Raw genomic sequence first — 26692 nt, 5'->3', positions numbered from 1 at the left:
GGTTAGCAACGACGCGGTTTCCTTCGGACACGCCCCTGTGCGCGGCGGGCGGCATTGTGCTATCCTCGTTAAGAAGACCTCAGCCGGAACTTTCGCACTCTTGCATTTGATCCGCAGGTTTTATCAGAGCACCATCGCCTGTGACCGCCACGAGACTGGTCCAGGAAAAGCCAGCCGCAATTTCGACCTTGGCACGCGCGCACAGGACGGCGTTCGTCTCGCGACGTCAGCAACCCGGCAGCCAACACGGCGATACGGTTGCTGATCGCATCCAAGTCCTTGGCGTCCGTGCGACGCCATTCTATGGTGCCTCCAACCTGGCCCAATGTTTGTTGCGATAGGCCACGTCTGGCCATGTCGGCGACAAGCTTGAGATCATTCGGACTAATTTGGCTTTCATCAAACTCGGACAGGAACAGTCGGCATAGGGCCTCGCGCAGGGCCTTTGCTTGGCCGAGTTCTTTTTCGGCGTCCGACCCGGATCTGTTAGCCGTGACCAGCAAGGCGTCGCGTTCCTTGTCGTCGATCACATCGAGACGATGGGCCCACGCCACGAGGTCGTCGTAGCTATTCAGGAAATCCGGCCCCCAACGTCCACCGCGACTATCGACCGTGTTGACGAAGTCGAGTGCCGGATGACCGCCAAGAAGGCTGATGTCATCGATTGTCTTTTGCGTGTCCATGACGTGAATATCGGTCCGCGGAACGATTTGAACAAGAGCGGGTTGTAACGAGATAACTAACTTTTACTCGTTACAATGATCGGAGCCCCTCATGCTCGCCGACGTCAACAAAAATCACCTGCGTTTTCTCATGCTGTGCATGATCTGGGGGAGCACCTGGATCGGAACGAAGGCGGGCATCGAGGCCGTTCCGCCTCTCCTGTTCGCCGGCACCCGTTTCACCGCGGCCGGCATTTTGCTTCTTCTTTATACGCTGGCCAAAGGCGAGGCTGCTAGCTTCAAGGTGCAAGACGGCTTTCGCTTCGCCGTCGTCAGCATCCTGATGATCACGCTCTGCTACGGCCCTCTGTTCTGGGGCATGCAATATATCGATTCCGGGACTGCCGCCGTTCTGGAAATGTCGCTTACCCCCATCGCGCTCCTGGTGTTTGCTCTCGTCCTCAACGAAGAGAAGTTGGATGGCCGTCGCATCCTGGCGATCGTTCTGGGGGTCTGTGGACTGGTCGTCCTGTTCTGGCCGGCCTCCGCCCATGTAAGTCCACCGGCTGCCGAAGCCTTCCCAGGCGCGAGCCTATGGGGGGGATTGGCGGTTGCATCAGCGGCCTTCACCTATGGCTACGGCTCGGTGCTGGCCCGTCCACTTCTGCGCACCTATCCGGCCTTGTTCGTTTCAGGTGTGACGACCTTGGTCGGAGGCATCATGCTGCTGATTGCAGCGCTGGCTTTCGAACCGGGGGCGGTTTCCGCCCTCTCCGGCGACTGGGGCACGGTGGCCTGGCTCGGCTGGTTCTTCCTTGTGATCTTCGGCTCGCTGATCGGCTACACGACCTTCATGCGCCTTTTGCGGGATATCGGCGCATCTCGCGCAGGCAGCTACGCCTTCGTGTCACCGGTGATCGCCGTCGCCCTTGGGGCCGTAGTCTTCGCCGAGCAGATCACCGCAATGGATGTGATTGGCATCGTCGTCATGCTGAGTGGCGCTTATCTTGCCATGTCAGGAGTGCCGGCGACCGACGCAACCGTTCTCGAAAGTGAACCCGATCGGAAACGGCCCCACGAAGATACCGACAACGTCCCCAAATGCCAACTCCGCGCGTTCACCAAACAAAATCAGCAATGCCGTGGGCGACTACGGTGAGGCTCGAAAAAATTGCCCCGGGCGAAGTCGGGAACAAAGCCGGCCACTCAAAGTTCGTGAGTGCGGCAATCGCCGCTGGTTCAGTCATGGGAGGCTTCAGTGTCAAACGAATTCACAGAAATGGATGGCAGGCCAAGGCCGTCATCCGAGACATCACTACAATCTGGAGATGCAATGTCGTCACCGCAACCTTCCGCGTCACTCGCGGGATTGAAGGAGAAGTTGGCTGATGACGTGACCGCCGCCAAGAACACCATAAAAGAAGGCGCCGATACCGCGGTCGAGAAGGTCAAAGAGGTGGTTTCCGATCAAACGACATTCGCCGCCCGCCAGGTTGGCGGCGTGGCAAAGGCGCTTGAGAAAGTTGGCGCTGAACTTGAAGCATCCGATCAACCGGAGGTCGGACGCTATGCCAAGCAGATCGGACGAAGCTTCCAAGGCTTCGCGACCCAGATGCAGGACAAAGACATCGGCGAAATCGCGGCGATGGCTGAGGAATTCGGCCGCAAGCAGCCGCTAGCGTTTCTTGGCATTGCAGCACTTGCGGGATTGAGCGCAAGCAGATTTTTGACGGCTTCCGCCAAGCGAGCGCCATCACAAGCAAAGAGACCGACATCCCCGGCGACGCCCACGGGATCATCTACGACGGGAGGCTACACCAATGGCTAAATCTCCCGAGACTGTTCCCCTTTCAGAGCTGATTGGTGGTCTCGTCGCCGATGTCACGGGTCTGTTGCGCAAGGAAATCGATCTCGCGAAGACCGAGGTGTCCGAAAAGTTCTCGCAAGCGCTCAACGGCGTAGAAGTGGTCATGTTCGGCCTTGTCCTGGCGGTGGGGGCCGTGGGCGTCCTGCTGAGCGCCCTGGTTGCCGGGGTTGCGGCCTTCCTGGTCACTCAGGGTTTGACCGAAACAAGCGCCGGTGCGCTCGCCTCCCTTATCGTCGGCGTGTTCATCGCCCTCATCGCGTGGGCGATGGTCTCTCGAGGCCTCACCGCACTTCGTCGAAGCAACATGAAACTGGATCGAACCGCGACCTCGCTTCGCCGCGACGTCGACGTTGTGAAGGAAAAGATCTGATGGAAACTTCAACCGAAAAAACATCCGCCGATCTTCAGCGAGAGATCGATCGGGATCGCCAGCGCATTGGAGATCGCATCGACGCCATTCAAGAACGGATGTCGCCAGGCCAGTTGGTCGATGAGGTCCTTGCCTACGCAAAGGGCAGCGGCGGGGGAGAGTATGTTAGCAACCTCGGCCAAGCGCTGAAGGCAAATCCACTGCCCGTCGCATTGATGGGTGTGAGCCTTGCGTGGCTCATGGCCAAGGGGACCCCCGCAAGCCCGGCTGCCGGCCATCAGCCCGAACCTGAGTATCCGCTATATCCGGCGAGCGGCACGGTCCGTCGTCTTGGCCCACCCGAGACCCAGAACGGATCCCGCTACAGTCACTTCGCAGACAGCTCTGGCAAGAGGCTTAAGGCACTGACCGATGAAAGCGGACACCGTGCGGGTCACTTCGTCGATGAAGCAGGTAAGACTTATCGCGGGTTCGCGGATGCCACCGGCAGACACGTCGATCAGATCACCGACGAGACGGGTGCGATGTTCGACGCGGCGACTGGCTGGGCGGCGGAGAGATGGGAGCAGGCAAAAAGCGCCGCAAGCGGGATGAGTGCGCGTGCGTCCGCGGCCGCGAGCTCGCTGTCTACCCAATCGTCTTCAGCGGCGACAAGTCTCCAAGAGCAAACCAGCAAGCTCAACGAGATAATCCTCACGCAGTTCCGCGATCAGCCGCTGGTTGGGGGCGCTCTGGCTTTCGCCGTCGGAGCCGCTATCGGCGCAGCGTTGCCGCACACCGACACTGAAGACGAGGTGTTCGGCGAGGCTTCCGACGCGACCACAGACAAGCTCAGCGCTCAAGCCCTCGACGTTGTCGACCAAGGCAAAGAGGTGGCGACGGAGGTCTACGAAGAGGCCACTTCGATCGCCTCAGATGCCCACGATGCCGTTAAGGAGCGTGTCGTAACCAAGGTCGATGCACTGAAGCCAGGTCCGCAGGGCGGTCAAGCGAATTAACAGTGGATCAGCGAGGGCACGAATCCGCTGCAGTCACAACTCGTCGGCGCATGTGTGCCGACGCCATGCCATTTGGTGGCAAGCGGCCTCTAATCTCGAAGGAAGGAACGTGGCATGTCTGCGACGACAATCCCCCTCACCGACTTCATGATCTGGCTCTTCACGACCTAGCCCGCCACGCAATGGCCGGATGGCTGTCGTAGGCGGAGTCGAAATGGATTGCGCCCGCGAGATGCGCCGCGATCCTGTCTTGGAAGTCGAAGATGTCTTCAGTCGCGCCATCATAGCGCTCGGGCCAAAGCTGGGTCCGTATCTCGGCATCGACCAGTCGCACGCAGATACGCAGCCGATCCCTTCCCCGGCGAACCGTCCCTTCGACCACGCGTAAGTCGTCGAGATGTTCGCGTGCCGATCCGTATATGCAGATACCTGACGAGGCGGCCAGGCGCACCGCGATGTTGACGCCATCGCCTAGCGAATGGTCGCCACAACCACGTCACCAAGATTAACGCCGATGCGAGATTTCAAGCGCCGATCGATCGGGAGGTCTTGCGAGAGGCTGACAACGCCGCGCTGGACTCCAATCGCGCACCGGACCGCCTGGACAGCGCTCGGAACTCCGCGACAAGGCCGTCACCCGTGCTGCCCGAAGACACGGCCACCGTGCTCGCGCACCAACTCGGCGCTCCGACCGTGGCACAAATTAAGTGCACGGATCGTGCGCTCCTCGTCCAGCGCCCTGAGGCGGCTGAAGCCGGCGACATCGGTGGAAAGGATGGCTGCAAGCTCTCGATCCACAGCGGTGACGCCTTCGTAGCCGTACCGTCTCTGAGCCGGAAGGTCGACAGGCGAAGATGCGAAATTGGAAGCCGGCCGGGTTGACGGGTGATCCTTATCCACCAGATGATGACCTGAACGCTCCGAGGCATTCTCATTTCCGGGATTTCTGATATCGTCCACGAGTCAGTGGAGTAGGCGTGATGGTTGCAGCAAGTTTGGTACCGGGTGCGTTTTACTGGGCGAAATCCTCGAAGTACTTCGATGGACGAACGACGGTCGTTCAGGTCTCTACGGTCTTCGGCAAGGATCCGGACTACTGGACGTTGGCGCTGCTGGGAACAGATCAGCACGCCATGCCGACGGAATTCGAGATCATCGCTCCCGCGGAGTTCCCAGGAGAGTACCCTATCCGTCAAGCCGCCGAGTGAACCGTTCATCTGGCTTTACAAAGGCCGACGGCTATCACCCTTTTTGCATATTCATACCGACAATTGGGCTTTCGTATATCGAACACGACGACCAACCCGTTCGGAGTCCAGTCGATGGAGAATCTTGCTGCCATAACCGTTGGAACTTGCGAGAATTCGACGACGGCTGAAGTCCACGCTCGGCTAACCATCGGCGAGGACGGACGACCTGCTCTTCCAGAAGACAGTCCGTCGTGTCGTTCCCGTCGAGCCGGCCGCCTCCCGATCATGCCCGCGATGGGTTCGCCCGGCTTTAGCGCACGCTCGGAACCTGTTTTCGCATCTCCAGGCCCGCCGCTCCCGCGGTACGACGTCGATGCTGAACCTGTATATGATCGACGGCGGAGCATCTGTTGTCTACGACCGTCAGCCGGTCGCCGAATACCCCAGGCGCGTGGACCCACGAGCGGCCGTACTTGTCTAGGCTCGGGATAGTTGACCCGTCGAGGCTGGAGGATGGTATCTGACGAAGGAGAAGCCGTTCTTGGAGACGCCGGACGCGCTACATCGTCGTGAGGGGCCGCCTTTGGAGGAAGGCGGATCCGAACCTGCCTTAAGCGGAGCGGAAGCGCCTGGCGAGCGCGACGCTTATGCGCAGTGGTACCGACGTCAGACAGGTGATGATTGACCAGACCCCGCGCCCTGCCGTCGTCAAACTTCTCTTCATAAGCCTGCGGACTGGTGGTTGCCGCCCATTGCGCGAGACCCCGCGATTGGAATATTGGCGCTCCGCTCTAACTTGATATCGACGCCAAGGAGGACAACTGCATGGCCACTATCACTTACCACGTCGGCGAGCATGACGGCGGCTACGGCTACCGTTTGGGGGACGTCTGGTCGGAGACCTATCCGGATCACGATAGCGCGCTCGCCGCCGCCAAATCTGCGGCCCAGCGTCAGCATATTGAAGGCCGCGATGCCGAAATCTCCTATCAACTCGCCGATGGTCGGTGGCAGACGGAACATGCCGATGGCGGCGACCGTCCGGATACGGAAGTCGTCGACGACGAATAGGGAACGGTGATCGGCGAAGCTTCGCAGTGACCGCGATTGTGCGGGCGATTATGTCCTGGCGCGCGGCTTGAACCTGCAAGTCGTCGCCGAAGGCTCGGAGGCCCGACAGCTCCGTCGAGAGGCTTTCCAATGGGATGGCCAAAGATTCTATCCGCTAGGGTATTAGGCTCATCCGACTTCAGCGAGCGGGTCTCGGAAGCCTAGCCTCCTCTCTTGGATGACGCACTGCTCGATCTCGGAGCAGGTCTCGCGCCTTCCAAACCGGGGTCGAATTGAACGGATGCGCTCGAAGAGTGTGCGCGCTTCGACCATTTGGTGCGCCTCGCGGTGACGCGCATCGAAAGACGAAGCTTCTCCAGTTCAGCGCTCTCGCGAGGCGATCCAAATTCAAATCGAGCGGGTGGCCCACGAGCGCAAGTGTTGTGCGGTCTCTAAGAGCGAAGAATACCCACTTCGATCGCCGCTTCCAGAAAGGCACGTGCTGCCGCGGCATGCTCCGCTTCTCCGCTGAGCGACTTCATGCAGGCACGTTTCGCAATGGCGAAAGATTTGCCGCCCTTTTCGGGCCAACAGGTCATGAGGGTCGCGAGGGCCTCGCGGCTGTTTTTGACGCTCTTGAAGTGATCCCCGCCCCCGACCGCGATCTCGATAGGCGTTTGCCAGATTTCCGTCGGCATCGATACCTCCTGCTCATGACTCTGACAGGTAAATGCCCCGGCGCGAACGGCGTTCCAGAGCTAGGACCTTGGTCTGATGGGTTCAACTGGGCATTTTGCGCGGTAACCGGTGTTATTCGAAGGCGCCGCCCCAAACTGTGATCGCCTTTCCAGGGACGAGCAGTGGGAGTTTTACCGCATACTGCATCTCGGGCACCATTTCTCACCGCCGGTCCGACCTTGGTCCTAGCTCAGGATCCGCCTACTGAGTGGGAGAACGGCTCAGCATCCGGTCCCTGCTGCAAGCGCTGCTTCGATCGTGGCGATCGTGGACGCGGAAGGGGCCGAGCTTCATTTTCCCCTTCTGTTCGGCCCCTCCACGGACCTTCGCGTTGCCTCACATGACATATGAGCAGCGTGTCCTGACGTCGCCAGCCGGACTTAAGTCCGGCTTTCCCTCGGCACGATCCGCATTAAATTCTCCTGATCCTTGCTGAAAGGACGTCAGGGAGGTTCTAGCAATGTTGCCAAGTCCAGTCAGAACCTCCCTGATGACGTCTCAAAGTTGTCGAACGTTGTAGGGTTTCCGATCGCAGCATATGGAGAACGCTTAGTGGTGTGCAGCTCGCACATCGATGGAAAATGTTTTGCCTAGACCGGCCCCCCCGATCGAGTTTGATATCGGACGGTGTCTACGATTTCGCCGGAAGGTGCTCGGGTGCGATGACCACTCGCTTGGTCTGATGATGCCAAGGACTGGGCGTATGGCGGAGGGGTGACGCCAATAAGAACAGGAGTTTATTTTGGCAGCGCCCAGGATGAGCATCGCAGGCTCGCCCATCGTCGGCAGCGAGCGGCGTGAGGTTGCCCCCGTGGCACCCGCACGGTTGGTTGAGTGACTCCACAATCACCCATCGGCGTGGCCCGGTAAATCGCAAGTTAGGTTGCAGGTGGAGAGAACCGCTTACGCTCGAGCGGAACTTGCTGGGCTGTCAAAAAAGCCCCCAGGTAGTCCGGGGCTAGTGAGCGTGCATGGAAGGGGTCGCGTCATCGGCCGCGCATGACATCGAGTGGACCGCGTGGCAACTCCGCTCGGGGAGCAGATCGAATGGGGCGCGAGAGTGCGGATCCCGCGAGTGAGATGCCCGAGCAATTGGAGCGCGCGACGTGGTGCGTCCAAGTGCCGGCAGCATGAGCGCGTCCGTTGTCGTAGCCAATTTTCAAATCCCCTGGCTCGTACGCTTTCGTACCAATCGCTTCATACGAAAATCCGCATTCGGTCTTAAAATCATTCTTAATTAGGTAGTGCTTCACTACCCGAAACGTCGGGGAAGCATTCATGCCTGCAATAAATCGAATTCTGATAGCCGCGCTGATATTGTTGACGACAGCCGCGTTCGCGGCCGCCGACGACTGGCGGGTCGTCAAAGCCACGAATCAAGCGAAATATTCCGTCGACCGAACGAACTGGCTGGACCTGAGCCCAGGAGACGTGGTCCCTAACCGGGCATGGGTTTCGACAGGTCCGCGCGGACGGATGCAGCTTGCCAGAGGCGTGGAGAGCATCACTTTCCAACCAAATACGCTGGCCTCCATCACCACCAACGGATTTCTTTCCAGGAAGACCGAGATCGTCCAGCAGGTCGGTTCGCTGGACCTTGAGATCGAAAAGCGAAGCCAGCCCCATACGACGGTGCAGACGCCCTATCTGGCGGCCGTCGTGAAAGGAACGATCTTCCACGTGACGGTAGATCGTACGAAGGCATCCGTCTCCGTCGATCGCGGCCTAGTCCAGGTCACGTCCTTCGCAAGCGGCCAGCAATCCAATGTAGGGCCGCGCCAGAGCGCAGCGGTCGATAGCAAGGCTGGCATGACGGTAAGGGGCCAGCTATCCAAGCCCGAGATCATATCTGTTGCACCGTCGGCCGCCAAGGTCCCTGCCGTCGGCACCACGAATATCGCGGGTGCAGTCGAGGCGTCCGAGGCTAAGAACAAGTCTCCGACTGCTGGCAAGGATAAGAATTCCAGTGCCAGCAGCGATGGCAATAGTGCGAACGGCAAGGGCACTGACAGCAGCAGTAACGGAAACGGCAACAGCGGGAGCAATGGCAACAGCGGCGGCAATGGTAACGGCAATTCCGGTGGAAACGGGAACGGAAACAGTGGCAAGAGCGATAATAACAGCGGGGGCAACGGCAACAGCAATTCCGGCGGCAATGGCAACGGAAATAGCGGCAAGGGCAACAACAATAGCGGGGGCAACGGCAATTCCGGTGGCAATGGCAACGGGAACAGCGGCAAGGGCAACAACAATAGCGGGGGCAATGGTAACGGTAATTCCGGCGGAAACGGCAAAGGCAAGGACAAGTGAGTCGAAGCACCACAGCGGGCGGAGACTATGTCTCGGGTAGCGTCAGCACCATCTCGGCTCGTATTCTGCTGATCGCCGCGATGCTGGCGCTGCCGCTCACCGCTGCCAACGTCGGCATCTTTCAAGCCTTCAACAACAGCCTTTTTGCGAAGCGCTTCGAATGGGCTCCTCGCCAAGCTTCCGGCAACGTCATCTTCGTTGCAATTGACAAACATTCTCTCGACGCCGTTGGGACCTGGCCGTGGCCGCGGAGCATTTATGCGACCCTAGTCGATAAGCTGATTGGGTCAGGCGCCAGGGACATCTTCCTCGACGTCGATTTCAGTGCGTTCTCCAGCAAGCACGAGGACGACCGTCTGGCGGCGGCGCTAAAGAGAGCCGGAGGAGGTGTGCTTTTGCCGGTGTTCCGGCAGCAGGAGACGGCGTCATCGTCTCAGACGGCGGTGACGAGGCCGATCCCACAATTTCTTGAGAATGCCTGGCCCGTATTCGCCAATGTCGCGATGGATGCGGATGGGGTCGTCCGCCGTTTCGATTTGGGAAGCCAGCTTGACGGGAACCGCACTCAGTCCGCTGCATCGGCTATTGGCAGGATCGACAGCAGTTCCGGTTCCCTGCTGATCGACTACTCGATAAGGCCCGAGACCGTCCCGACAATCTCCTTGTCCGAGGTGCTGAATGGAAGCGTACCGGCCGAGGCGATGACAGACCGCTCGGTTGTCGTGGGAGCATCTGCGACCGAGCTGAAAGACATTTTCCCTGTTCCCGTATATGGAGCGATCGCCGGCCCGCTCATCCACGTGCTTGCCGCGGAAACGCTCCTCCAGAACCGCTTCCTGAGAATATTCGATCAGGCGCCGCTGGAACTCCTGTTTGCGGTCTTGCTTATTGTCCTTGTGATCTGCGGGCGCTCGACCCGAATTATGACGATGGCGGCGGCCGGACTGACCACGGTCATCGTCGGCGAAATCGGCGCATTCCTGCTGCAACGGCAGTACGGCCTTCTTGTGGGGACAGCGGTGCCGTGGTCGATGCTCCTGCTCGCGTGGATACTGGCTCTGAACGAACGCGTCGACCTCGGTCAAATGCTTGTTGCCGTGGCCAACAGGGAAGCTCGAAACACCAGACGCCTCATGAGAAGGATTATTGCCGACAGTTCGGACGGCGTCGTTGCATTCGACGGCGATCTGAGGATCGTCGAGGCGAGCGAATCCGCAAAAGCCTTGCTGCGGGTCGATGTCGGTACCTTGCTTCTCGATGGCACCGACACCGCCATGATCGACATTCTGCAAAGGCTGGTTTCAGAACACGATGCTGAACCAAACAGGATACACACGGCTCTTGCCGATTTCACCGGCAGCGGTGGTTCGCATGCCGCTCACTACGAGGTGTCCATCACAATTTCGCCTACCGAACAGACGACGGCGGCGCGCTCGCGGTTCGCCGGTTGCCTGATCATGCGAGACGTCACCGCGCGACGCGAATATGAGCACCGGTTGAAGAAGCTATCCGAACGGGACGACCTCACCGGATTGCTCAATCGTCGGGAATTCGCGTCCCGACTGGCCGCCATTGAAGGCGAGGTCCTCGTTTCGGTGCTGGATATCAAACGTTTCTCGTCGCTTTGCGCCACTCTTGGCCGCGACGCCGGGGACGAGCTTTTGAAAGCTGTGGCGGCCAGGCTGGCGAGCGCGTTCGCCGACGATTTGCTGGCAAGACTGGACGGTGACCATTTCGGCATCGCCACCCTCACAAACGATGAACGTCGGATCGAGGATTTTGCAGATAGTCTTTCGCGGCTGTTCGAAGAGCCCATATTGCTCCGCGGCGCGGTAGTCCCGGTCTCGGTTCGCCTCGGAGTAGCCCGCTCGGGCGACGCGGCGCCCGGCGCTCGTCTGGCCGCCGCTGAATCTGCGCTGGATGCCGTCAAGGCCAGCCCTGGGCAACGATGGTCGTCCTTCGATCCTTCTACCGCCGTTCGCCAAGCGCGGTCGCGCCGGCTGGAGCGGGACATGCGCGATGCTCTCCAGAACCGGCAGTTCTTCCTGCAGTTCCAGCCGCAGATCGAATTCAGAAGCAGGCGCCTCGTCGGCGCGGAGGCTTTGATCAGATGGAACCATCCGGAGTTCGGGTTGATATCTCCGGCCGAGTTCATCCCGATCGCTGAATCCTCTGGCTTGATCTGCGATATCGGCCGCTGGACTCTGTTTGAGGCCTGCACCGAGGCCGCCGCTTGGCCTGCCGAGCTCAGCGTCGCAGTCAACGTTTCGGCACTTCAGTTCGAGGGGTCCGACGTCGAGGCCGACGTGCGGGACGCATTATCCTGCAGCGGGCTTCCCGCCTCCCGCTTGTGCCTGGAATTGACGGAATCCGCATTCCTCGACAAAGGCGGCGCCTCAATCGCCAAGATGCGCGCACTTCGCGATCGAGAGGTCGTCATTGCCCTGGACGACTTCGGGACCGGCTATTCATCGATGAACTATCTTGCCGATCTTCCTCTCGACAAGCTCAAGATCGATCAGTCCTTTGTCCGGCGAATGAACGGCAATCCAAGCATATTCGAAATAGTGCGGGCGATCGTCTCCTTGGCGCACGGCTTGAACTTGGTAGTTGTCGCCGAGGGCGTCGAAACCGAGCTGGAGGCCGAGGCGCTACATCGGCTCGGATGCGAGACGGGACAGGGCTATCTCTTCGGGAGGCCGGACGAGGCACTTCAAATGCTTTCCAATTGGAACGTCCAAATGCGTCTCTCCGCCAACGTCTGACGGCGCGCGGGATTCGCGCCGGAGCGACGCGCGTTCGACGGAAGATTCATGCATCGCCAGGGTGATGTGCCCGATTTCCGTACTCCCAGCTCATTCGAATTGCGTCGCCTTCCAATCATATCTAACTCGGAGGATGTACACGCAATGATTATGGCTGATGGGCTACATCGGACTAAAGTCCATTATGAGACACCAGCAACGAAATTAGAGTGCAACGCAACTGCGGGCTTCCATACCATGGCGGGTGAGATTTGCGTGACGCTCCGAGGATATGTCGGAACAAGGCGAAAATCCAAACGAACTCCGTCTGAAACGAATAGCATCATTGTTCGGCCGAATGAGGATCTGAAATGCTTTTCTCTTCAGACACGGATCGGAGGGACGTTCGTCATTTCAACGGGCCGCTGGTTTCGGTGGTCATCCCGGCCTTCAATGCTTCCCGTTATATCGAACGCACACTTCGATCCGCCGGGCGCCAAACCTACCGGAACCTGGAGATCATCGTCGTCAATGACGGCTCTACCGATGATACGGCAAGGGTGGTCGAGCAAGTGGCGCTGGCAGATTCTCGGATCCGCCTGCTGTCCACGCCAAACCGCGGCGTTGCCGCAGCAAGGAACACCGGCATCCGGGAAGCAGCAGGTCGGTTTGTGGCATTTCTTGACGCGGACGATCTCTGGCATCATACGAAAATCGAAAAGCAGGTGAATGCGCTCAATCGCTTAACCCCACAGTGGGCTGCGGTTTATGTGCTGCATTACATCATCAATAGTGACGACGAGATCCTTCGCTCCTGCCGGCCCGATGTCGCCAGAGGATATATCTTCGCCCGGCATCTGACTTTCAAATATGTCGGCAACGGAAGCGCGCTTCTTGTCCGTCGGGATGTCGCGCTCGAGATTGGCGGATTTGACAGCTCATATGCAGCTGCAGGAATTGGCGGCTGCGAAGATCTCGACTTCGAACTCAAGCTGGCCGCGCGCTATCAAATCGAAGTCATCCCCGAACGGCTGGTTGGATACCGGCAGTATCCCGGCAACATGTCGTCCAATCACCTGCCAATGGGCCGAGGCGCACTGGAAGTTATCAGGCGTTCGCTGGCGGCAAACCCTCAACTCCCCCAATACGCAACGCGGAGCGCAATCAACGCCACCCAGAAATACGCATTTTGGGAGTTCCGCCAAGCCAGGAACACGTATCTCTCACTTGCGACGATCTGGTCGATCTTAAAAAGCGAACCATCTTTCGTGGTTCGGCTTGCACTCGAGAAGTGCCTGCGCCTGAGACAACATTGTCTTCGCCTCGTGACCGCAACGGCGAACGGTCGAGATCCACCGCGAGTGAACCGGTCGAAATTCGACCAGCAAATCATCCCTTCGTCTGTCGAACGCCCGGACGAGACCGCGCAATCTCGACGTCACCTGATGCAGCTGACGGAGGTGGATGCCGAGCTGAGTTCAGCCCTTGAGCCCGTGGCGGACCGGCTCGGCCAGGTGGCAAAATCACAAACCCGGTCTTCGTAGCCGGAGGCGAAATCAGACAGGCCTAACTAAAAGCCTTCGTTCGCCACTCCAGTGTCTCTCTGGACGTTTTCTGATTGCTTGCCATGTCTGTTGGATAGCCAATCGACAGGTGGCGGATGTTTTTCTTCACCGAGGAAATGGAGAGTGCAGCTTGACAGCCATCACAATAGCGATTGTGGACGACCACCCTCTTTTTCGAGAAGGGGTGAGCCGCAGTCTGTCCGAAATCGAGGATTTCGTCGTTGTCGGTGAAGGGGCAAGTGCCGATGACGCGACCATGCTGGTGGCGGCCCAAAGGCCTGACGTCGTTCTGCTCGATGTGTCCATGCCCGGAGGAGGGATCGAAGCGATTTCCGAGATCGTGGTGCGAAGCTCACAGACAAAAGTCCTGATGCTGACCGCCTCGGAGGAAGTCGACCCGCTTGTTGCAGCGCTACGACGAGGGGCGGCGGGATACGTCGTCAAGGGTATCGGATCACGCGGACTTGCAGAGGCCATTCGGACAGTCGCTGGAGGCTCCAGATACATCTCGCCGACCATGCGGGCCAAGGTTGAAAAAAGTCTCTTCGACAGACCGGCTTCACTGACTGCCCGCGAAACCGAGGTGATAGAATTGGTCGCCGAAGGACTTTCCAACAAGCATATCGGGCGCCAGCTGAACCTGCAGGAGAAAACGATCAAGCATCACATGACCGAAATACTGTCCAAGCTTGGCGCCAGCAATCGGACGGAAGCAGCAATCAGATGGCGCCAGGGCTCCTAGCGGAGCGCTGAAGATTGGCCTGCTTCGCTTGTCGCAAGTAAAGCGCAGCGGCGTTGGCCGCCGCGACCGGCAGAGTTATTCCGGTTGAACCAGCAGAAGGATGTGGATGTCCCTATCAGCCCTAAGCGCCGCCTTCTTCGCGAGCATGTACTTCCGAAGCTATTTTGGCGTGGTGGGGCCGCTGGTTGCGGACGACCTCGCGCTGTCGCCCGCTGAATTCGGATGGCTCGCGTCCGCGTTTTTCGGGTCATTCGCATTGCTACAGATCCCCGTGGGTATCGCGTTCGACCGCTGGGGGGTGCGCTGGCCCATGGCATTGATGATGGTCGTTGGCGCCGCGGGGTCGGCGCTCCTCGCTTCATCATCCAGCTTCTGGTCGGCGTTCATCGGCCAGATCGCGATCGGCATAGGTTGCGCGCCGATCTTCATGGGCGCCCTTTATTATCTCGGTCGCCTCCACTCGCCGGACCGGGCTGGGCGAATTGCGGCCACCGTGAGTTCGGTAGGCTCCATCGGCGCGCTGGTTTCAGCATCCCCGCTATACTTCTTTACGGCCGAATGGGGCTGGCGCGTCGCGTGCTCGACCGCGTCCGCGATGATGTTGGCATGCGCCCTTGCTGTCGCGACTTCGTTGCGCCACGCCCCGCCGGCGAGAAGCAGCCAACACACGACCGGGGGCGCACCGTGGAGGTTGCCTCGTCTCGCCTATCTGATACCGATCTGTTTCACACTTTCGCTGGGCGGCACGTTTCGTAACGCTTGGGCGGGACCATACCTCACCGACATCTTCGGCCACGGCACCGATACCGGCGCTGTTCTGACGGCCGTCAGTGTCGTCGGCATAGCGACTTCATTTGCGCTGCCATTCGCGCTTCTGCGATGGCGCGGGCCTACGATCGTGACCGCAACCTACGTCGTGGGCCTTTTGAGTGGCCTTCTTCTCGCGGTCTCGCCAGATATCAGCATTTACGCCGCATCCGCGGGATTGGCCTTGCTTTACGCGATGGGCAATGTTCATCCCGTGGCGATGACCGAGGCGCAGGCATTGCTGCCGTATCAAATGAGAGGCATCGGGCTCGGAGCGCTCAACACACTTGTTTTTCTCGGAGTTTCGGCGTCGTCGTCCGTTTTTGGCATCATCGCGGGACTTCCTCTGGATGCGGCGGCGATTTATCGCCTTGTCTTTGGAGCGACGGCGATGGCGCTTTCCATAGCACTAGTGGTCTACGTGGCGTGTCGTCCGCCAGGTAGCGGCAGTTGATGATATCGTCGCCGCGCCTGTCGTAACGGCACTGGCCGTGCTCCATCCGTCTTGCCGTGGCCTATGGAAATGCCTGGATGAGTGCCTCTTCCCAAGTCTGCTGAACCCTGTGGTGGTTCAGTGGCCCGTTGGCGCGCTCAAGGTTGAGAATGTCGATAATGCTCCGCACTACATCGCGTCATTCTGGCAACGTCCGCTAGTCCTAAACCTAATCTATTTTTATAAACCGCCACCTCATCAGCCGCCCGCGGCTCCTTATAGGAGGACACGGCAGCTTTCCGTCATCCGTCAAAGCTGGGTGTTCGCTCTCCGCGATCAATGTCGGCTGCGGCCAGACGACATTCCTCGGGCGCCGATGGCTGGATGAAGTCCAGTGTAACCCGAATGGACATCACCGCCATGGGCTGCCGGTCCGGGCCCTCGATCGCGACTGACTTTTCTTCCTCGGGCGAGTTTGGAATACCGTCCACCGCCATTTCCGAAAGTACATGGTGGGCATAACCAAGCGCCGCGGCCAAATCGATGAACTCGAGCCCATTGTCGACGTGGAATTCGCCGTCGCCATCTTTTATCGAAAAAAAGAATGTTGTCATAGGTTGCTCCGTCGACCTTATTCTCGTCCGACAACGTCAAAATTGACAAAAGGTTTGCTAGGCAGCAGCTATATTTAGACAGCCTTGCGCGCGGCCAGCAGAAGCCGACCAATCTCGGCACGCGCGCGGCGGTTGATCGCCCGTAGCCGACGATCACAAAGCTCTCATCCTGGACGCATTTGATCTTCACCCAATCGCCGAGCCGCCGGATCGATAGGGCTCACTCCTACGCTTGGCGATGATGCCTCCAGCCCATGCGCGCAGGCGCTTGCCAGCAGCTGATCGCCGTCGGCCTCGATCTCCTCGGAAAGGCTGATATCGCCTGCTCGCTGGCCGGCACGAGAACCTCGACTAATGCCGGCGCGTCCAGCTCCGACCTCCTGAGATCATGGGCATCGAAATAGTTCGAAGGCCATGAAGATGGCGTCGCTCGAGCTCTTCTTGCGCCCCCGCCGCTGAGCGACTGTTGCAGCAGGCTGAAACACGACCGGCCCTCCTCGTCGAGAACAGCCCCTCGCCATCGAGGATTGCAGTGCCAGCCGGAAGCCACATGGCCGCCTGTTTCGCCGGGAAACGATGCGTCCAGTCATGGCCGCCGCGCGTCAGGATGCGAATGCCCGTCGGCTCGATATGAACCGACAGGCGAGCCATCCAATTTGATCTCATAAACCCAGTCGTCGCCCTTCGGCGGCTTGGTTTCAGCAAGGCTCGCCGACGCTCGCTCAGTCTCGCCTTCGATGCCTCCTCTTCCTCCGTGCCCTTCATTGCCTCGCGGCGCGCTTTCCTAACCTCGGGTTCATTGCGTTCGGCTGCCGCCTCGATTGCCTGCCACCGTCGGCGGAGTTTGTCGTAAGATCGGTAGGGCACAGTCCATAACCGGCGATCTGCGTCCCAGCGCGCAAACGGGATTTCACGAATTTCGTTCACGACGGCGCGCGAGTATGGCGTCCGGATTTGAAAGGCCGATGGCGCGGCTTCGAGATAGCGGCTTCCGATAGGATCAAAGGCGAATGCGTCCCTTTCCTTCTCGTCGGCAAACGTGTCGGCCTCCGCTTCCATCTCGGCCAATCCAACTCCGATGCGCCTTTCTGCGGTGCGACCGGGCACGAACCAGGCCTTCAAGTTATCGCTCCAACTAGCGCGCGGGAAAGACTAGCGAAAGCGCTGCACGGCGATGCGATCGTGGGGCAGGTCAGTGGTCGCGCCAACACGTGGTTCAGCAGGAGCGGTATCGTTCAGTTCCTTTTCCATGGCGCCTCACCACGAATTCGAATTCCCGTCCGATCGCCATGCGGCCCCCGAACGCTCACGCTGCCTGCTTTGATTTTCCGAGGCGCTTGATCGCCTGCTCAAGCGGTCGCTGACCATCGCAATAATCCTGCCACGCCGCGCTTTTCGCAAGCAGCGCAGGAACTGTGCGAACCGTGAACCGCTTGGGGTCGAGATCAGACTTTACCTGCGTCCACGTCAACGGCATCGACACGGCGGCGCCGGGCCGCGCTCGTGGAGACAAAGGTGCGACAGCCGTCGCCATGCGATCGTTGCGCAGGTAGTCGAGAAAGATGCGCCCCTCACGCTGATTCTTGGCCATTTTGATCAGGTAAAGATTCGGATTGTCGCGCGCCATCTGTTCGCAAACATCATGGGCGAAACCCTTCGCGATGTCCCAGCTGAGTTTCTTGCTCTTCGGCACGGCAAGCGGCGTCACCACGTGCAGTCCTTTGCCGCCCGTCGTCTTGCAGAAGCTGACGAGCCCGAGCTCCTCCAGCCGGTCGCGGATTTCACGAGCCGCTGCGACGACGGTGGAGAAATCGACATCAGGTCCAGGATCGAGGTCAAACACCAGACGGCCGGGCACTTCCGGCTGATTAGGCTCACAGTTCCACGGATGCAGCTCGACGCCGCCGATCTGGGCGATTGCCGCAAGACCCTCGACGCGGTCGATCTGTAGGTAGGGCTTCTTGTCGCCAAACACCGTGACCAGTTCCAGCAGGTTCGATGTCCCCGGCATCGCATGGCGCTGGAAGAACTGCTCTCCGCCAATGCCGTCCGGTGTGCGAATGATTGAGCATGGCCGCCCCTTGATATGGTCGATCAACCAGGAACCGACGGCTTCGTGGTAGTGCGCCAGATCGACCTTAGTCACCGGCTCTCCGTCACCGGCATCCGGCCATAGCGGCTTGTCGGGGCTGGAGATCATCACGCCCATCACCTCCACCTTCGCGCCCTTGCGGAAACGCGCAGGCGCCGGTTTCGAAGTCTCGGGATCGGGCACCTCGGTTTTGGCTGGTGAGGCCGGCTTCTCGGCCTCGACTTCTGCCGCAGGCTTATCTTCCCGCAAGCCCTTGAACGCCGCTTGGCGCACCTGGCCATCGGCCGTCCAGCCGGCAAACTCGATCTCGGCGACGAGTTCTGGTTTTAGCCAAACGATATCAGGGCTCTTCTTCGGCGCACCGATACCGGTGAACGGCGACTCCGATGTCTCCATCGCCTGCAGCTTGGGCAAGAGCGTGTCGACGACCTTCGCTCCATAACCCGTGCCGACCCGGCCGACATAGACAAAATGGTTGCCGCGATGGACGCCGACGAGCAGTGATCGGAACTTGCCATTGGTTTTCGCATAGGCGCCGATAACGACTTCATGCCCTGCCCGGCATTTCGACTTGGCCCATGTCTCGGTGCGGCCCGATTGATAAGGTGCGTCAGCCTGTTTCGAGACGATCCCCTCCAGCGACAAACGACAGGCGGATCTGAGAACCGCGTCGCCACCGGTTTCGAAATGCTCGACGAAGTGTAGACGCGGATCTTCGCCGGCATCCGACAAGAACGTCGCCAAGCGTTCCTTGCGTTCTGTGAGCGGCAGCTCGCGCAAATCTTCGCCTCCCACGAAGAGGAGGTCGAATGCAAAGTAGACCAAATTATCGGTCTTTCCTTCCGAGAGCGCCGCCTGGAGCGCAGCAAAATCCGGGGCGCCGGTTTCGTCGAGCGCGCAGATCTCTCCATCAATGATGGCGTCGGGAAGAGCGGACGCTGAGGCGGCGATGGCCGGATATTTGGCCGTCCAGTCCAGACCCTTGCGGGTTTTGAGGGTTGCCTCGCCATCCTCAACTCGCATCTGGATGCGATAGCCGTCGAATTTGATCTCATGAATCCAGCCATCGGCAGATGGCGGGCGCGCCAGGGTTTCGCACAGCTGCGGTGGGACGAAAACCGGCATGGTGGAGTTCGCACGCTTGCCGGCCGACGGCTTTTTTGCAGTCTTCACGCCCGCTTTGCGCTCCTCGGCCGCGAAAACGTGATTGCTGTTCCACACCGCATCCGCCTCGACGTCGCCATTCTGCATCATGAATGGCGTTGGCTTCCTGCCTTTTCCCGCTGCGATCGCCTCCATCGTTCTCGCGGACGCCACGGACGTATCGTTTTCCTCCAAGATGGCCGCGCCGTTCTCCTCGACCGAGAAATCGTCATGATGCTTGATCAGCAGCCAGTTGGTCCGTTTGCCGCCATCGCGGTCGTTGCGCATGCGCACCAGAACGAAACCGCCATGGAGGCGCTTACCCTCCAGCTTGAACTTGAAATCGCCCCTAGCGAGCGCTTCTTCCGGCGTCCTGTTGCCCTCGAGCTCCCAGTAGCCGCGGTCCCACAACATCACGGTGCCGCCGCCATACTGGCCTTTCGGGATCGTGCCTTCGAAATCCCCGTAGTCCAAGGGATGGTCTTCGACTTCGACGGCCAGCCGCTTGTCGTGCGGGTCGAGCGACGGGCCCTTGGTCACAGCCCAGGATTTAAAGACGCCGTCGAGTTCGAGCCGAAGGTCATAATGCAACCGGGTAGCGTCGTGCTTCTGGATCACAAACCGCCGGCGGTTCGACGGCTTCACCTGGGCCTCGCCGCTCGGCTCGCCGGTCTTCTTGAAATCGCGCTTGGCGCGGTATTTCGAAAGATTGTCGCTCATGAACTCCGGCTCCGATCACTGACCTATCGACGCGATACATGGACCGCACCGGCGTCACCGAGACTGCGTTGGACGGCGGCGATCTGACTGGCTGCAATATCCGCCGAAACCTCGATGTCGCCTTCGAGGGCTGCGTCATCGCGGGCGCCGTCTGCGTGGGAAGCATCACCGCCCGATGGCACTGAGCCAACGGTATTTCGATCGGTGGTGGATTGAATGAAGATGTCGGGCCTTGAGATGCCGTGCTGTTGAACAAGGTGTTCAACTGCACGGTCGGCTGCCTCGCGTGTCTCGAAAATCGCCCGGATCGTGGTGGTGCTGTCGTCCGCCATTACTTTCTCCTGCTTGTTGTTGTCACAGGATCAGAACGCCTCGGCTCGCCAGTAGTTTCACCGCATCTAGGACCCGATAACTCGGATTATTGATATCGGGGCGAAAAATGCAATGTTCTCTCTTTGTTTCGGTCTAAAACCTTTAGAGGAGACGCCAAGTTCGCGGCCTTTTCATTGAAGCCGCCATGGGTAACATCCAGTTTTCCGCGCATCAACGCTAGAGCCAGTTCCGGGGACGACCGAGTAGACAGCGTAATGCTTCCTCGCGTACCATACGCAACAGGTGAGGTAGCCACGTGACCTCAAGCCCGACCAGAAACCCCGTAGCAAGTACGGGCCTCCGCGGCTGTTTTTAAGCTCTTTCCCGGCGCCGTCTTCCCAGGATGATACCAGCGAGATAAGATCTACTGTTCGCACACTGCTCTCTAAATCCACGGCAAGACCCTCGATCCCGATTCCGGCGGTGCCCTATGACATCGACGATGTAAAGCCACTCCTAGTGCGAGAAATTTGCTATCAATCTCTTTTGTGGAAGATCCAGGCGGTCTGGTCTTGGTGAAAATAACGAAGTTTTGGCCTTCCGCGGCTAGACCACTGCGGAACGGAGAACACCCGGTGTTTGCGGCGGGTCTTTGACAAGGGGCATGGCATGCTTTGCTGTCCTTGGTCCTAGGACGGAGGACAGCAAGTGGAACGCGCGATGAAAGCCAGGACATTGTAATACTACCCAAACTGATCAGCCTCCAGGAGCAGGAACAAGAGCAGAGGCCTGAACGCTTGCGACTGGAGGCGCGGGGCGATGATCCGTACTCCGTCCAAAATTTGCAGGCTTCTCTCGGCATAAGCAAGTCCGAGGTCAATGGAAGGCGGAGGCCGGGTGACGAGGCCCGCGAAAAATTTTCTGTTGCGGCTCTTGAATCCGAAATTGTAAAAAACCAAATCGATGCCGCCAGCCGCTAAGGAAGGGCTGGCCTTGCTGGAGGCGCCGTCTTTCGGCGCTTCGGTACCATGTTGCTTCAAGGAGGATATGGCTATGGCAACATCTTACGACTATGCACCGCTCTACCGTTCGAGCGTCGGGTTCGACCGGGTCTTTCATCTTCTCGAAAACGCCCAGCGCGCCCGCTCGATCAACGACTGGCCGCCCTATGACATCATCAAGAGCGGGGATGACAGCTATCGGATTTCGATCGCGGTGGCGGGCTTCACCCAAAACGATCTCGACATCACCTTCCAATCCAATCTGCTGTCCGTGACGGGCAAGAAGCAGGAGGCCGCACATGAAGGCTACCTGCATCGCGGCATAGCCGGCCGGCCGTTCGAACATCGGTTCGAACTTGCCGACCACGTGAGGGTGAATAGGGCGGAGCTCAACAATGGTCTTCTTTCGATCGAACTCGTTCGCGAGATTCCAGAGGCACTGAAGCCGCGGAAAATCTCCATACTGAACGCTCCCGCACCGAATTCCGCTGCTCCCGCGCAGATCGAAGCACAAAAGGCCGCTTGACCGCGTCGTTCGCAGACCAAGGGCGCCGTGACCACGGCGCCCGTCAACACGGGTTAGGAGGAGAGAGCGATGAAACCCGATATGTTCAAACAGCCTGTCTCAATTTTTGTCGGCTTAGGCTTTCCGGCCGAGGTTCGCAGTGTGATGGACGCCTACCGGCATCTCGTCGAATGCCCGGGTTCACCGAGAGACGCGGCGCACGCGGTCGCACTAAAGGCATGCAGAGCCGCGTTGCGCGGTGAGATCGAAGCAGAGACCGCGCGGGGCCTGTTTGCCGCCTTCGCGAAGAAACACGATCTTCTCGCGCCGGAAAACAACATGATCGCCGCGTCTCGTCTGCCAGGCGACAGCGATCCACACGTTCGTTGAGGTAGTCCGATGATGCACGACATGCTGCGGCAGGCCATCGGCAACGCGATGGCGATAGGCCCCGCGGTTCTGGTTCCGCGCATGCAGCTCAAGCGCCCGGTCGACGTGGTGAGAGAGCCGTCCCTATCGGTCGATGATAAGCGCACGATCCTGGCCGCCTGGGCGTCGGATTTTTACGCGGTCGAGTCGAAGCCCGCCCTCCGTCGGCCGCCCGGTACACCAGAGCCAGTTTCGATCGATGACGTGCGGTCCGCCCTCGATGAACTCGATCGGCGCTATGGCATCTGAAGAATGGCCGGCCAGTCGGCCGCTTGAAGGAACTAGCGTGTTGAGCGACGGGGGCTACCAACCACGAGAAGTATGTCTTCGGCATCTCTGCTGGAATAAAGGTCATCGCCGCCCCTGCCTATGCCCGTCGATGCAAAATAAACGTACTCCGCCGACGGTCTGGCTGCAAAAGTACCATCCCTTTTGGCAGCAGTACCCGTTCAGCTCGCGCGAGCAGGTGCTGGCGATCGGCCTCAGCCAGACGGTAAGTAGCAAGTTCATCGGGGTCGCTCTTGATGGCTAAGAGGCACGGCAACTGCGTCCCAGATACATGGGTCGTACACTTTTGTTCCGCATTGCGCCTGGTCTCGTAGTGAATGGTTGACCAGCAGACTCAGGCTAGTTTCGAACAAGGGCGAAAATTTCACTTTTTGTTTGCTGTGAATGCCCTGTTCAAATTGCGACGTTACTAGGCCCGGTCTCAAGCAGACGACCAGGCTTCGACCGGCCAAGCACAATTGTCGGTCACGCCTAGGCGGAATTGGCCATGAGATTGAGCAATTCAAGTCCGCTGGTGGGCTTCGATACAAACGTTACTCCAGCCTCTAGGTCACGATGCGAGAGATTCACGAAGCCTGACGTTACGATGATCCGCATGTGCGGCCACCGACTGCGGACGGTGGCGACAAGCCCCAGGCCGTCCATGCTTCCCGGCATATTAATATCGGTATACAGCGCATCGACGTCGTTGTGCCGTAAGTGGATCAACGCCTCGTCTGCGTTGGCCGCCTCGAGGGTGCGGTATCCGGCCTTGTCGAGGAAATCGACGATGTTGTAGCGAAGCTGTGGCTCGTCCTCCACGATCAGGACGCTTCTCCCCTCGACCGGATCCGGATCCGCGCGCCTTGGCACGCGAGCGTAAACCTCTGCGCCGTCGCTCGAGGCACGTGTCCGTTCAAGCAAGTTGCGTTCCAGAACCGCCTGCTCCCAATGCAGTTCGTCCTGGCCTAACGGGCGACCAGCCTGCTCCCATAGCGCATAAGCACGCGCAGCGATCCATTCGTTTCGATTGTCGATCATCTGCCAACCCTTCGTTTAGCCTGAAATGGAGCGATTGGAGATTCGGGCGAGGGTCGCGAGAGCTTTGTCTGTAATGGTACAAAATGGTCGTCACGGGAGGTGTTCCCACACAGCACGATAAATTGCTTCGACATCAGGGCTTGAACAGATTTCGAGACCACGCATCCAGACAGCGGATGCATGCACGTCGAGCGGCGGATCCGAGGTACCAAGTCCTTGGTCCGGCCGAGCTCCGCTTGTCGTCGCACGTGTTGGTTGGCCCTCATGTCGAGCCGGAAAGCCGCATCGTGCGGGAACAATCGATGGCTCGGCTGGTTTGCACGAAATGGCAAACGCCCGATTGTCTTCCACGAAATCCTTGCCGAACTGGCATTTGCTTACGAACCCAGCCGACGGTGACACGTTTCATTTCTCGGTCGAATACCTGACGCGCAGAAAGGTTTGCTTTCAGTTCATAGGTCGCAGGGGCGACGGCTTGGCGGAAATGGACGGTTATCACATCGAAGCGAGCCTCGGGGGCGTCACCGCGTTGCCAGGCCATCTGTGGTGGCGGCCATCGTCGATTTTGGCGACAATAGTCTGATAAAATTCTATTCGGCCTCGAAGTTGTCAGTTGGCGCCATCGCGAACGAGGTCTGGCAGGGCATCCGGACGCCAGACATCGCTAATAGCGACGGCTGGCACTATCTTTACTGAGAAAGATTTGCTCACCCCTTTTGGTGCCGAGGACGGCAGGGGCAACCAAGGTCGATCTAGGAAGGCCGTTTCATTAGCCAGTCTTGAGACCGTACGCCTCGTTCCGATTTTTGGGAACAACACGTCACGGTCGAGGTTTGCAGGATGCAACCATCAACGAGGAGCCCAATCATGTTCAAGCGCATCGATCAACTACAGGCCGAACTGCCCCCGCCGAAAGCCGCCGATTTAAATGCGGCAGCCGCTCGCCAGGAGCCCGCCGCGCACCCCGTTTCGAGCCTGCGAGGAGCAGCGACATGGCAGACAAGACCAAGGTAACAGATACTCCAGACCAACATCCAGGCCTCGAACCCCCCATCAAGGAGTCTAGTCAACAGCAGGGCATGGCGCCGGCTCCCGACGAGAAGGAAAAAATGATGCCGATCGGCAAGCCTGGTGTTCGCGTGAAGTCGAAGAAGTTTGGAAAAAGTACAACCAGTTGAGCGACGAACAGCGCAATCACGGGTAAGTGAAGTGGCATTAATCAAGCCGCCGCTTCCCTGGCCCACCGTTACGATAGAGGGATACGCTGCTAGGCAACGGTCGGAAGAACAGGATGCGAGGTTTGGTCGTCGCAGGCTGAAGCTCATGCAGTTGCGGAAGACGACCCTCGTGGTCAATAGGCAGCTCACGCGTGCCGCCATACCTTGATCGCGGAAATCACCAGGATCGCCGCAAGACTTGTAGCATGACGACATCGGGACGAGGCCGTGGAGCTGTCCGCCGACAAACGCGCTGAGGATCGATCCGGCAGGAAGACCTCGATGTGCTGATCACGGACCATGGACTGCCCGGTATGTCCGGCGCCGATCTCGCTGTAGCGTGTCGGCGCCGACAACCAGAGCTGGGGATTGTGTTCTCATCGGGGATGATCGGCATTCCGCAGATCGATGGCCACCAGCTGATCTCTGACGCTGTACTTCTCGGTAAACCCTACGACGAAGCCGGCCTGGCGATGGCTCTGGCACAGTTTCGAAAGATGTAGGCGGTACCTAGCGCGGCGGGAAGAGCTCTCTCGAAATCTTTCAACCGGATCGCTGCTGGTCGGTCGCGAGCACTTGCCTTACGTGAGCGCGTTCGGAAACAATATAGACCAGTTCGCGGTAGTCGTATGGCTTGGGCAAGAAGAAAACGCCGGGGTCGATCTGCGAGCGGACATCGCGGCCCGACGCGACCCATACGCTCGTCTCGGGTCGAGTGGATCTCACTAGCTTCATCAGGTCAATTCCACTCAATCCGCCCGGCATGTCGACATCGGTAATCATTACGTCCAAATGATCGCATCTGCCCAGCACCGCGATGGCTTCCAAAGCGCTGGCGGCTTCGATGACGGTATGTCCAGCATCCACGAGTTCATCCGACAAGAGAAAGCGGATTAACGGCTCGTCTTCGACGACGAGAATAACGGCCATAAGTTCGATCCCTACTATATGTGATCGCCTAACGCGGCTCGACACGGGTGTGTTGCACCCTCGTTTTAGGATCCGCTTACATGTTTAATAAAATCTGAATCAATGGCCGTCGGATGGACGCTGCAGTCGTAATGGCATCCTTGCGGACGATATTTCGCAAAAACCGACGACACTGGGACGCCAGGTATCGTGGCGCTAGCCGGTTGCTTGATCCCGGAGACGATCAGGACCGCGATGGGGACTGCTGTTCGATTTCAATTTCGAGCCTACGGCTCAACCTAACGACCTCGATTGCTCTGACTTCACCCCAGGCGAGGCGCAGGCGAACCGAATTGGAACTCTTTGCGAGCATGACTGTAATCCTTTACGCGGCGACGGAGGTTGTGGCGAAGGCTATCCGTTCAAGCGCTAAGTTCGCCCGCGCGGCGTCACTTGCCATAGAGTCCATGAGATGAAGCTCGCAGGAACGGAAGTCTAGGTCGACCAAGCTAGATTGTTCACCTGCTACCGCCCGGGTCCGGCGGTGGAAGCTTATCAATTTCCGCAGGCGCTCGTTCTACCAATTTGCGAGGCGGAGCACAGTCGGAGATGCGAATGAGCGGACTACCCTCGCTTGGTGGCCAGTGAGCGTCCCAACCTACCCCGCGGCGTTCATGGGCACCGCAACGGGAGCGTCTTTGTCCGGCAGGGAACTTGTGGCGAGAGACGCCCAGGGACCGCGCGCCGGTGAGCAATCCGACTTTGCGTGGAGCGGCTGCATTGTCAGCGCGGAGCGGACAGCGCGCCTGAGCACTGGGGAGGGGCGCGACGCGCGCCAGCCGTGGCCGATGGCCTTTCAAGATCGCCGCGCGCACCGTGTACTGTACCGTACATTTTCGCGAGTGTGCCCCCGCTGCTACAGCTTTTTGTTGGATTGAGTTATATCCTCTGGTTGTATTAGTATGA

General features: G+C 59.2%; 25 protein-coding genes and 3 pseudogenes. 17 read left to right on the top strand and 11 right to left on the bottom strand.

The window, feature by feature from the left end:
* Positions 1-68: 68 nt before the first annotated feature.
* A complete protein-coding gene (locus tag AC25BC_RS32185) occupies positions 69-683 on the bottom strand; it encodes a CGNR zinc finger domain-containing protein (RefSeq protein ID WP_128439400.1) in 615 nt (204 codons plus the stop codon).
* 91 nt (positions 684-774) lie between these two features.
* On the opposite strand from AC25BC_RS32185, the gene AC25BC_RS32180 reads away from it, so the two are divergent.
* The 5 genes from AC25BC_RS32180 (at position 775) to AC25BC_RS32160 (ending at position 4285) form a co-directional block, all read left to right on the top strand.
* Entirely contained in the window at positions 775-1821 is a 1047-nt protein-coding gene (locus AC25BC_RS32180) for a DMT family transporter (RefSeq protein WP_128439399.1), read from the top strand.
* A gap of 99 nt (positions 1822-1920) precedes the next feature.
* Positions 1921-2490, top strand: a complete 570-nt coding sequence (locus AC25BC_RS32175) for a nutrient deprivation-induced protein (protein WP_128439398.1) — start codon at positions 1921-1923, stop codon at positions 2488-2490.
* Positions 2483-2899, top strand: coding sequence for a phage holin family protein (locus AC25BC_RS32170; protein WP_128439397.1), 417 nt, complete (start codon positions 2483-2485; stop codon positions 2897-2899). Before AC25BC_RS32175 ends, AC25BC_RS32170 begins: the two co-directional genes overlap by 8 nt.
* Positions 2899-3897, top strand: coding sequence for a DUF3618 domain-containing protein (locus AC25BC_RS32165; protein ID WP_128439396.1), 999 nt, complete (start codon positions 2899-2901; stop codon positions 3895-3897). Before AC25BC_RS32170 ends, AC25BC_RS32165 begins: the two co-directional genes overlap by 1 nt.
* 214 nt (positions 3898-4111) lie before the next feature.
* The gene (locus AC25BC_RS32160) at positions 4112-4285 is read left to right on the top strand and encodes a hypothetical protein (RefSeq protein ID WP_245459833.1); all 174 of its coding nucleotides are present in this window, start codon (positions 4112-4114) and stop codon (positions 4283-4285) included.
* Between the two features lie 245 nt (positions 4286-4530).
* Here AC25BC_RS32160 and AC25BC_RS32155 read toward each other — a convergent pair whose 3' ends face one another.
* Positions 4531-4797, bottom strand: coding sequence for a nucleotidyl cyclase domain-containing protein (locus tag AC25BC_RS32155; protein ID WP_245459832.1), 267 nt, complete (start codon positions 4795-4797; stop codon positions 4531-4533).
* An 80-nt stretch (positions 4798-4877) separates the two neighbouring features.
* Here AC25BC_RS32155 and AC25BC_RS32150 point away from each other — a divergent pair, with 80 nt between their 5' ends.
* Together AC25BC_RS32150 and AC25BC_RS32145 are read left to right on the top strand one after the other, a co-directional pair.
* On the top strand, positions 4878-5105 hold the full coding sequence (locus AC25BC_RS32150; RefSeq protein ID WP_003554751.1) for a hypothetical protein: 228 nt from the start codon (positions 4878-4880) through the stop codon (positions 5103-5105).
* A gap of 807 nt (positions 5106-5912) precedes the next feature.
* The gene (locus AC25BC_RS32145; RefSeq protein ID WP_003554754.1) at positions 5913-6158 is read left to right on the top strand and encodes a DUF2188 domain-containing protein; all 246 of its coding nucleotides are present in this window, start codon (positions 5913-5915) and stop codon (positions 6156-6158) included.
* Between the two features lie 431 nt (positions 6159-6589).
* Here AC25BC_RS32145 and AC25BC_RS32140 read toward each other — a convergent pair whose 3' ends face one another.
* The gene (locus AC25BC_RS32140) at positions 6590-6835 is read right to left on the bottom strand and encodes a DUF982 domain-containing protein (RefSeq protein ID WP_003554756.1); all 246 of its coding nucleotides are present in this window, start codon (positions 6833-6835) and stop codon (positions 6590-6592) included.
* A gap of 1318 nt (positions 6836-8153) precedes the next feature.
* Here AC25BC_RS32140 and AC25BC_RS32135 point away from each other — a divergent pair.
* The 5 genes from AC25BC_RS32135 to AC25BC_RS32115 all read left to right on the top strand — a co-directional run bounded on the left by AC25BC_RS32135 (position 8154) and on the right by AC25BC_RS32115 (position 15497).
* On the top strand, positions 8154-9185 hold the full coding sequence (locus AC25BC_RS32135; protein WP_128439395.1) for a FecR family protein: 1032 nt from the start codon (positions 8154-8156) through the stop codon (positions 9183-9185).
* Between the two features lie 80 nt (positions 9186-9265).
* Positions 9266-11950 carry an EAL domain-containing protein gene (locus AC25BC_RS32130; protein WP_432431583.1) on the top strand — a complete coding sequence of 895 codons (2685 nt, stop codon included), beginning with the start codon at positions 9266-9268 and terminating at the stop codon, positions 11948-11950.
* 350 nt (positions 11951-12300) lie between these two features.
* Positions 12301-13473, top strand: a complete 1173-nt coding sequence (locus AC25BC_RS32125; RefSeq protein WP_487778582.1) for a glycosyltransferase family 2 protein — start codon at positions 12301-12303, stop codon at positions 13471-13473.
* 151 nt (positions 13474-13624) lie between these two features.
* Entirely contained in the window at positions 13625-14236 is a 612-nt protein-coding gene (locus tag AC25BC_RS32120) for a response regulator (protein ID WP_017997550.1), read from the top strand.
* 106 nt (positions 14237-14342) lie between these two features.
* The gene (locus AC25BC_RS32115; protein ID WP_128440371.1) at positions 14343-15497 is read left to right on the top strand and encodes an MFS transporter; all 1155 of its coding nucleotides are present in this window, start codon (positions 14343-14345) and stop codon (positions 15495-15497) included.
* 281 nt (positions 15498-15778) lie between these two features.
* On the opposite strand, the gene AC25BC_RS32110 is transcribed toward AC25BC_RS32115, so the two are convergent.
* From AC25BC_RS32110 to AC25BC_RS32085, 6 genes and pseudogenes are all read right to left on the bottom strand, one after another.
* Complete coding sequence (locus AC25BC_RS32110) at positions 15779-16090, bottom strand: DUF6894 family protein (protein ID WP_003554763.1); 312 nt, start codon at positions 16088-16090, stop codon at positions 15779-15781.
* Between the two features lie 83 nt (positions 16091-16173).
* Positions 16174-16799: pseudogene (locus AC25BC_RS32105) on the bottom strand (ATP-dependent DNA ligase); the annotation flags it as partial.
* A pseudogene (locus AC25BC_RS32100) lies at positions 16799-17212 on the bottom strand (hypothetical protein); the annotation flags it as partial. The pseudogenes AC25BC_RS32105 and AC25BC_RS32100, both read right to left, overlap by 1 nt.
* Before the next feature lie 184 nt (positions 17213-17396).
* The gene (gene ligD, locus AC25BC_RS32095) at positions 17397-20045 is read right to left on the bottom strand and encodes a DNA ligase D (RefSeq protein ID WP_017997552.1); all 2649 of its coding nucleotides are present in this window, start codon (positions 20043-20045) and stop codon (positions 17397-17399) included.
* A gap of 23 nt (positions 20046-20068) precedes the next feature.
* Positions 20069-20377 (bottom strand): hypothetical protein, encoded by a 309-nt coding sequence (locus tag AC25BC_RS32090; protein ID WP_003554767.1) that lies wholly within the window; start codon positions 20375-20377, stop codon positions 20069-20071.
* Positions 20378-20568: 191 nt separating this feature from the next.
* A pseudogene (locus tag AC25BC_RS32085) lies at positions 20569-20726 on the bottom strand (LysR family transcriptional regulator); the annotation flags it as partial.
* Between the two features lie 684 nt (positions 20727-21410).
* On the opposite strand from AC25BC_RS32085, the gene AC25BC_RS32080 reads away from it, so the two are divergent.
* From AC25BC_RS32080 to AC25BC_RS32070, 3 genes are all read left to right on the top strand, one after another.
* Positions 21411-21884: an Hsp20 family protein gene (locus AC25BC_RS32080; protein ID WP_128440372.1), complete on the top strand. Its 474-nt coding sequence runs from the start codon at positions 21411-21413 to the stop codon at positions 21882-21884.
* Positions 21885-21953: 69 nt separating this feature from the next.
* Positions 21954-22253: a DUF982 domain-containing protein gene (locus AC25BC_RS32075; protein WP_017997555.1), complete on the top strand. Its 300-nt coding sequence runs from the start codon at positions 21954-21956 to the stop codon at positions 22251-22253.
* Between the two features lie 9 nt (positions 22254-22262).
* The gene (locus AC25BC_RS32070; protein WP_128440373.1) at positions 22263-22541 is read left to right on the top strand and encodes a hypothetical protein; all 279 of its coding nucleotides are present in this window, start codon (positions 22263-22265) and stop codon (positions 22539-22541) included.
* A 510-nt stretch (positions 22542-23051) separates the two neighbouring features.
* Here the strand turns inward: AC25BC_RS32070 and AC25BC_RS32065 are convergent.
* Entirely contained in the window at positions 23052-23600 is a 549-nt protein-coding gene (locus tag AC25BC_RS32065; RefSeq protein WP_003554775.1) for a response regulator, read from the bottom strand.
* 992 nt (positions 23601-24592) lie between these two features.
* On the opposite strand from AC25BC_RS32065, the gene AC25BC_RS32060 reads away from it, so the two are divergent.
* A complete protein-coding gene (locus tag AC25BC_RS32060; protein ID WP_003554779.1) occupies positions 24593-24778 on the top strand; it encodes a hypothetical protein in 186 nt (61 codons plus the stop codon).
* A 323-nt stretch (positions 24779-25101) separates the two neighbouring features.
* Complete coding sequence (locus AC25BC_RS32055; RefSeq protein WP_003554781.1) at positions 25102-25320, top strand: response regulator; 219 nt, start codon at positions 25102-25104, stop codon at positions 25318-25320.
* 40 nt (positions 25321-25360) lie between these two features.
* On the opposite strand, the gene AC25BC_RS32050 is transcribed toward AC25BC_RS32055, so the two are convergent.
* Positions 25361-25747 (bottom strand): response regulator, encoded by a 387-nt coding sequence (locus AC25BC_RS32050; protein ID WP_003554782.1) that lies wholly within the window; start codon positions 25745-25747, stop codon positions 25361-25363.
* Between the last annotated feature and the right edge of the window lie 945 nt (positions 25748-26692).

The sequence above is a fragment of the Rhizobium sp. WSM409 genome, assembly GCF_057653825.1.
This window is presented reverse-complemented; position numbering and strand designations above follow the sequence as displayed.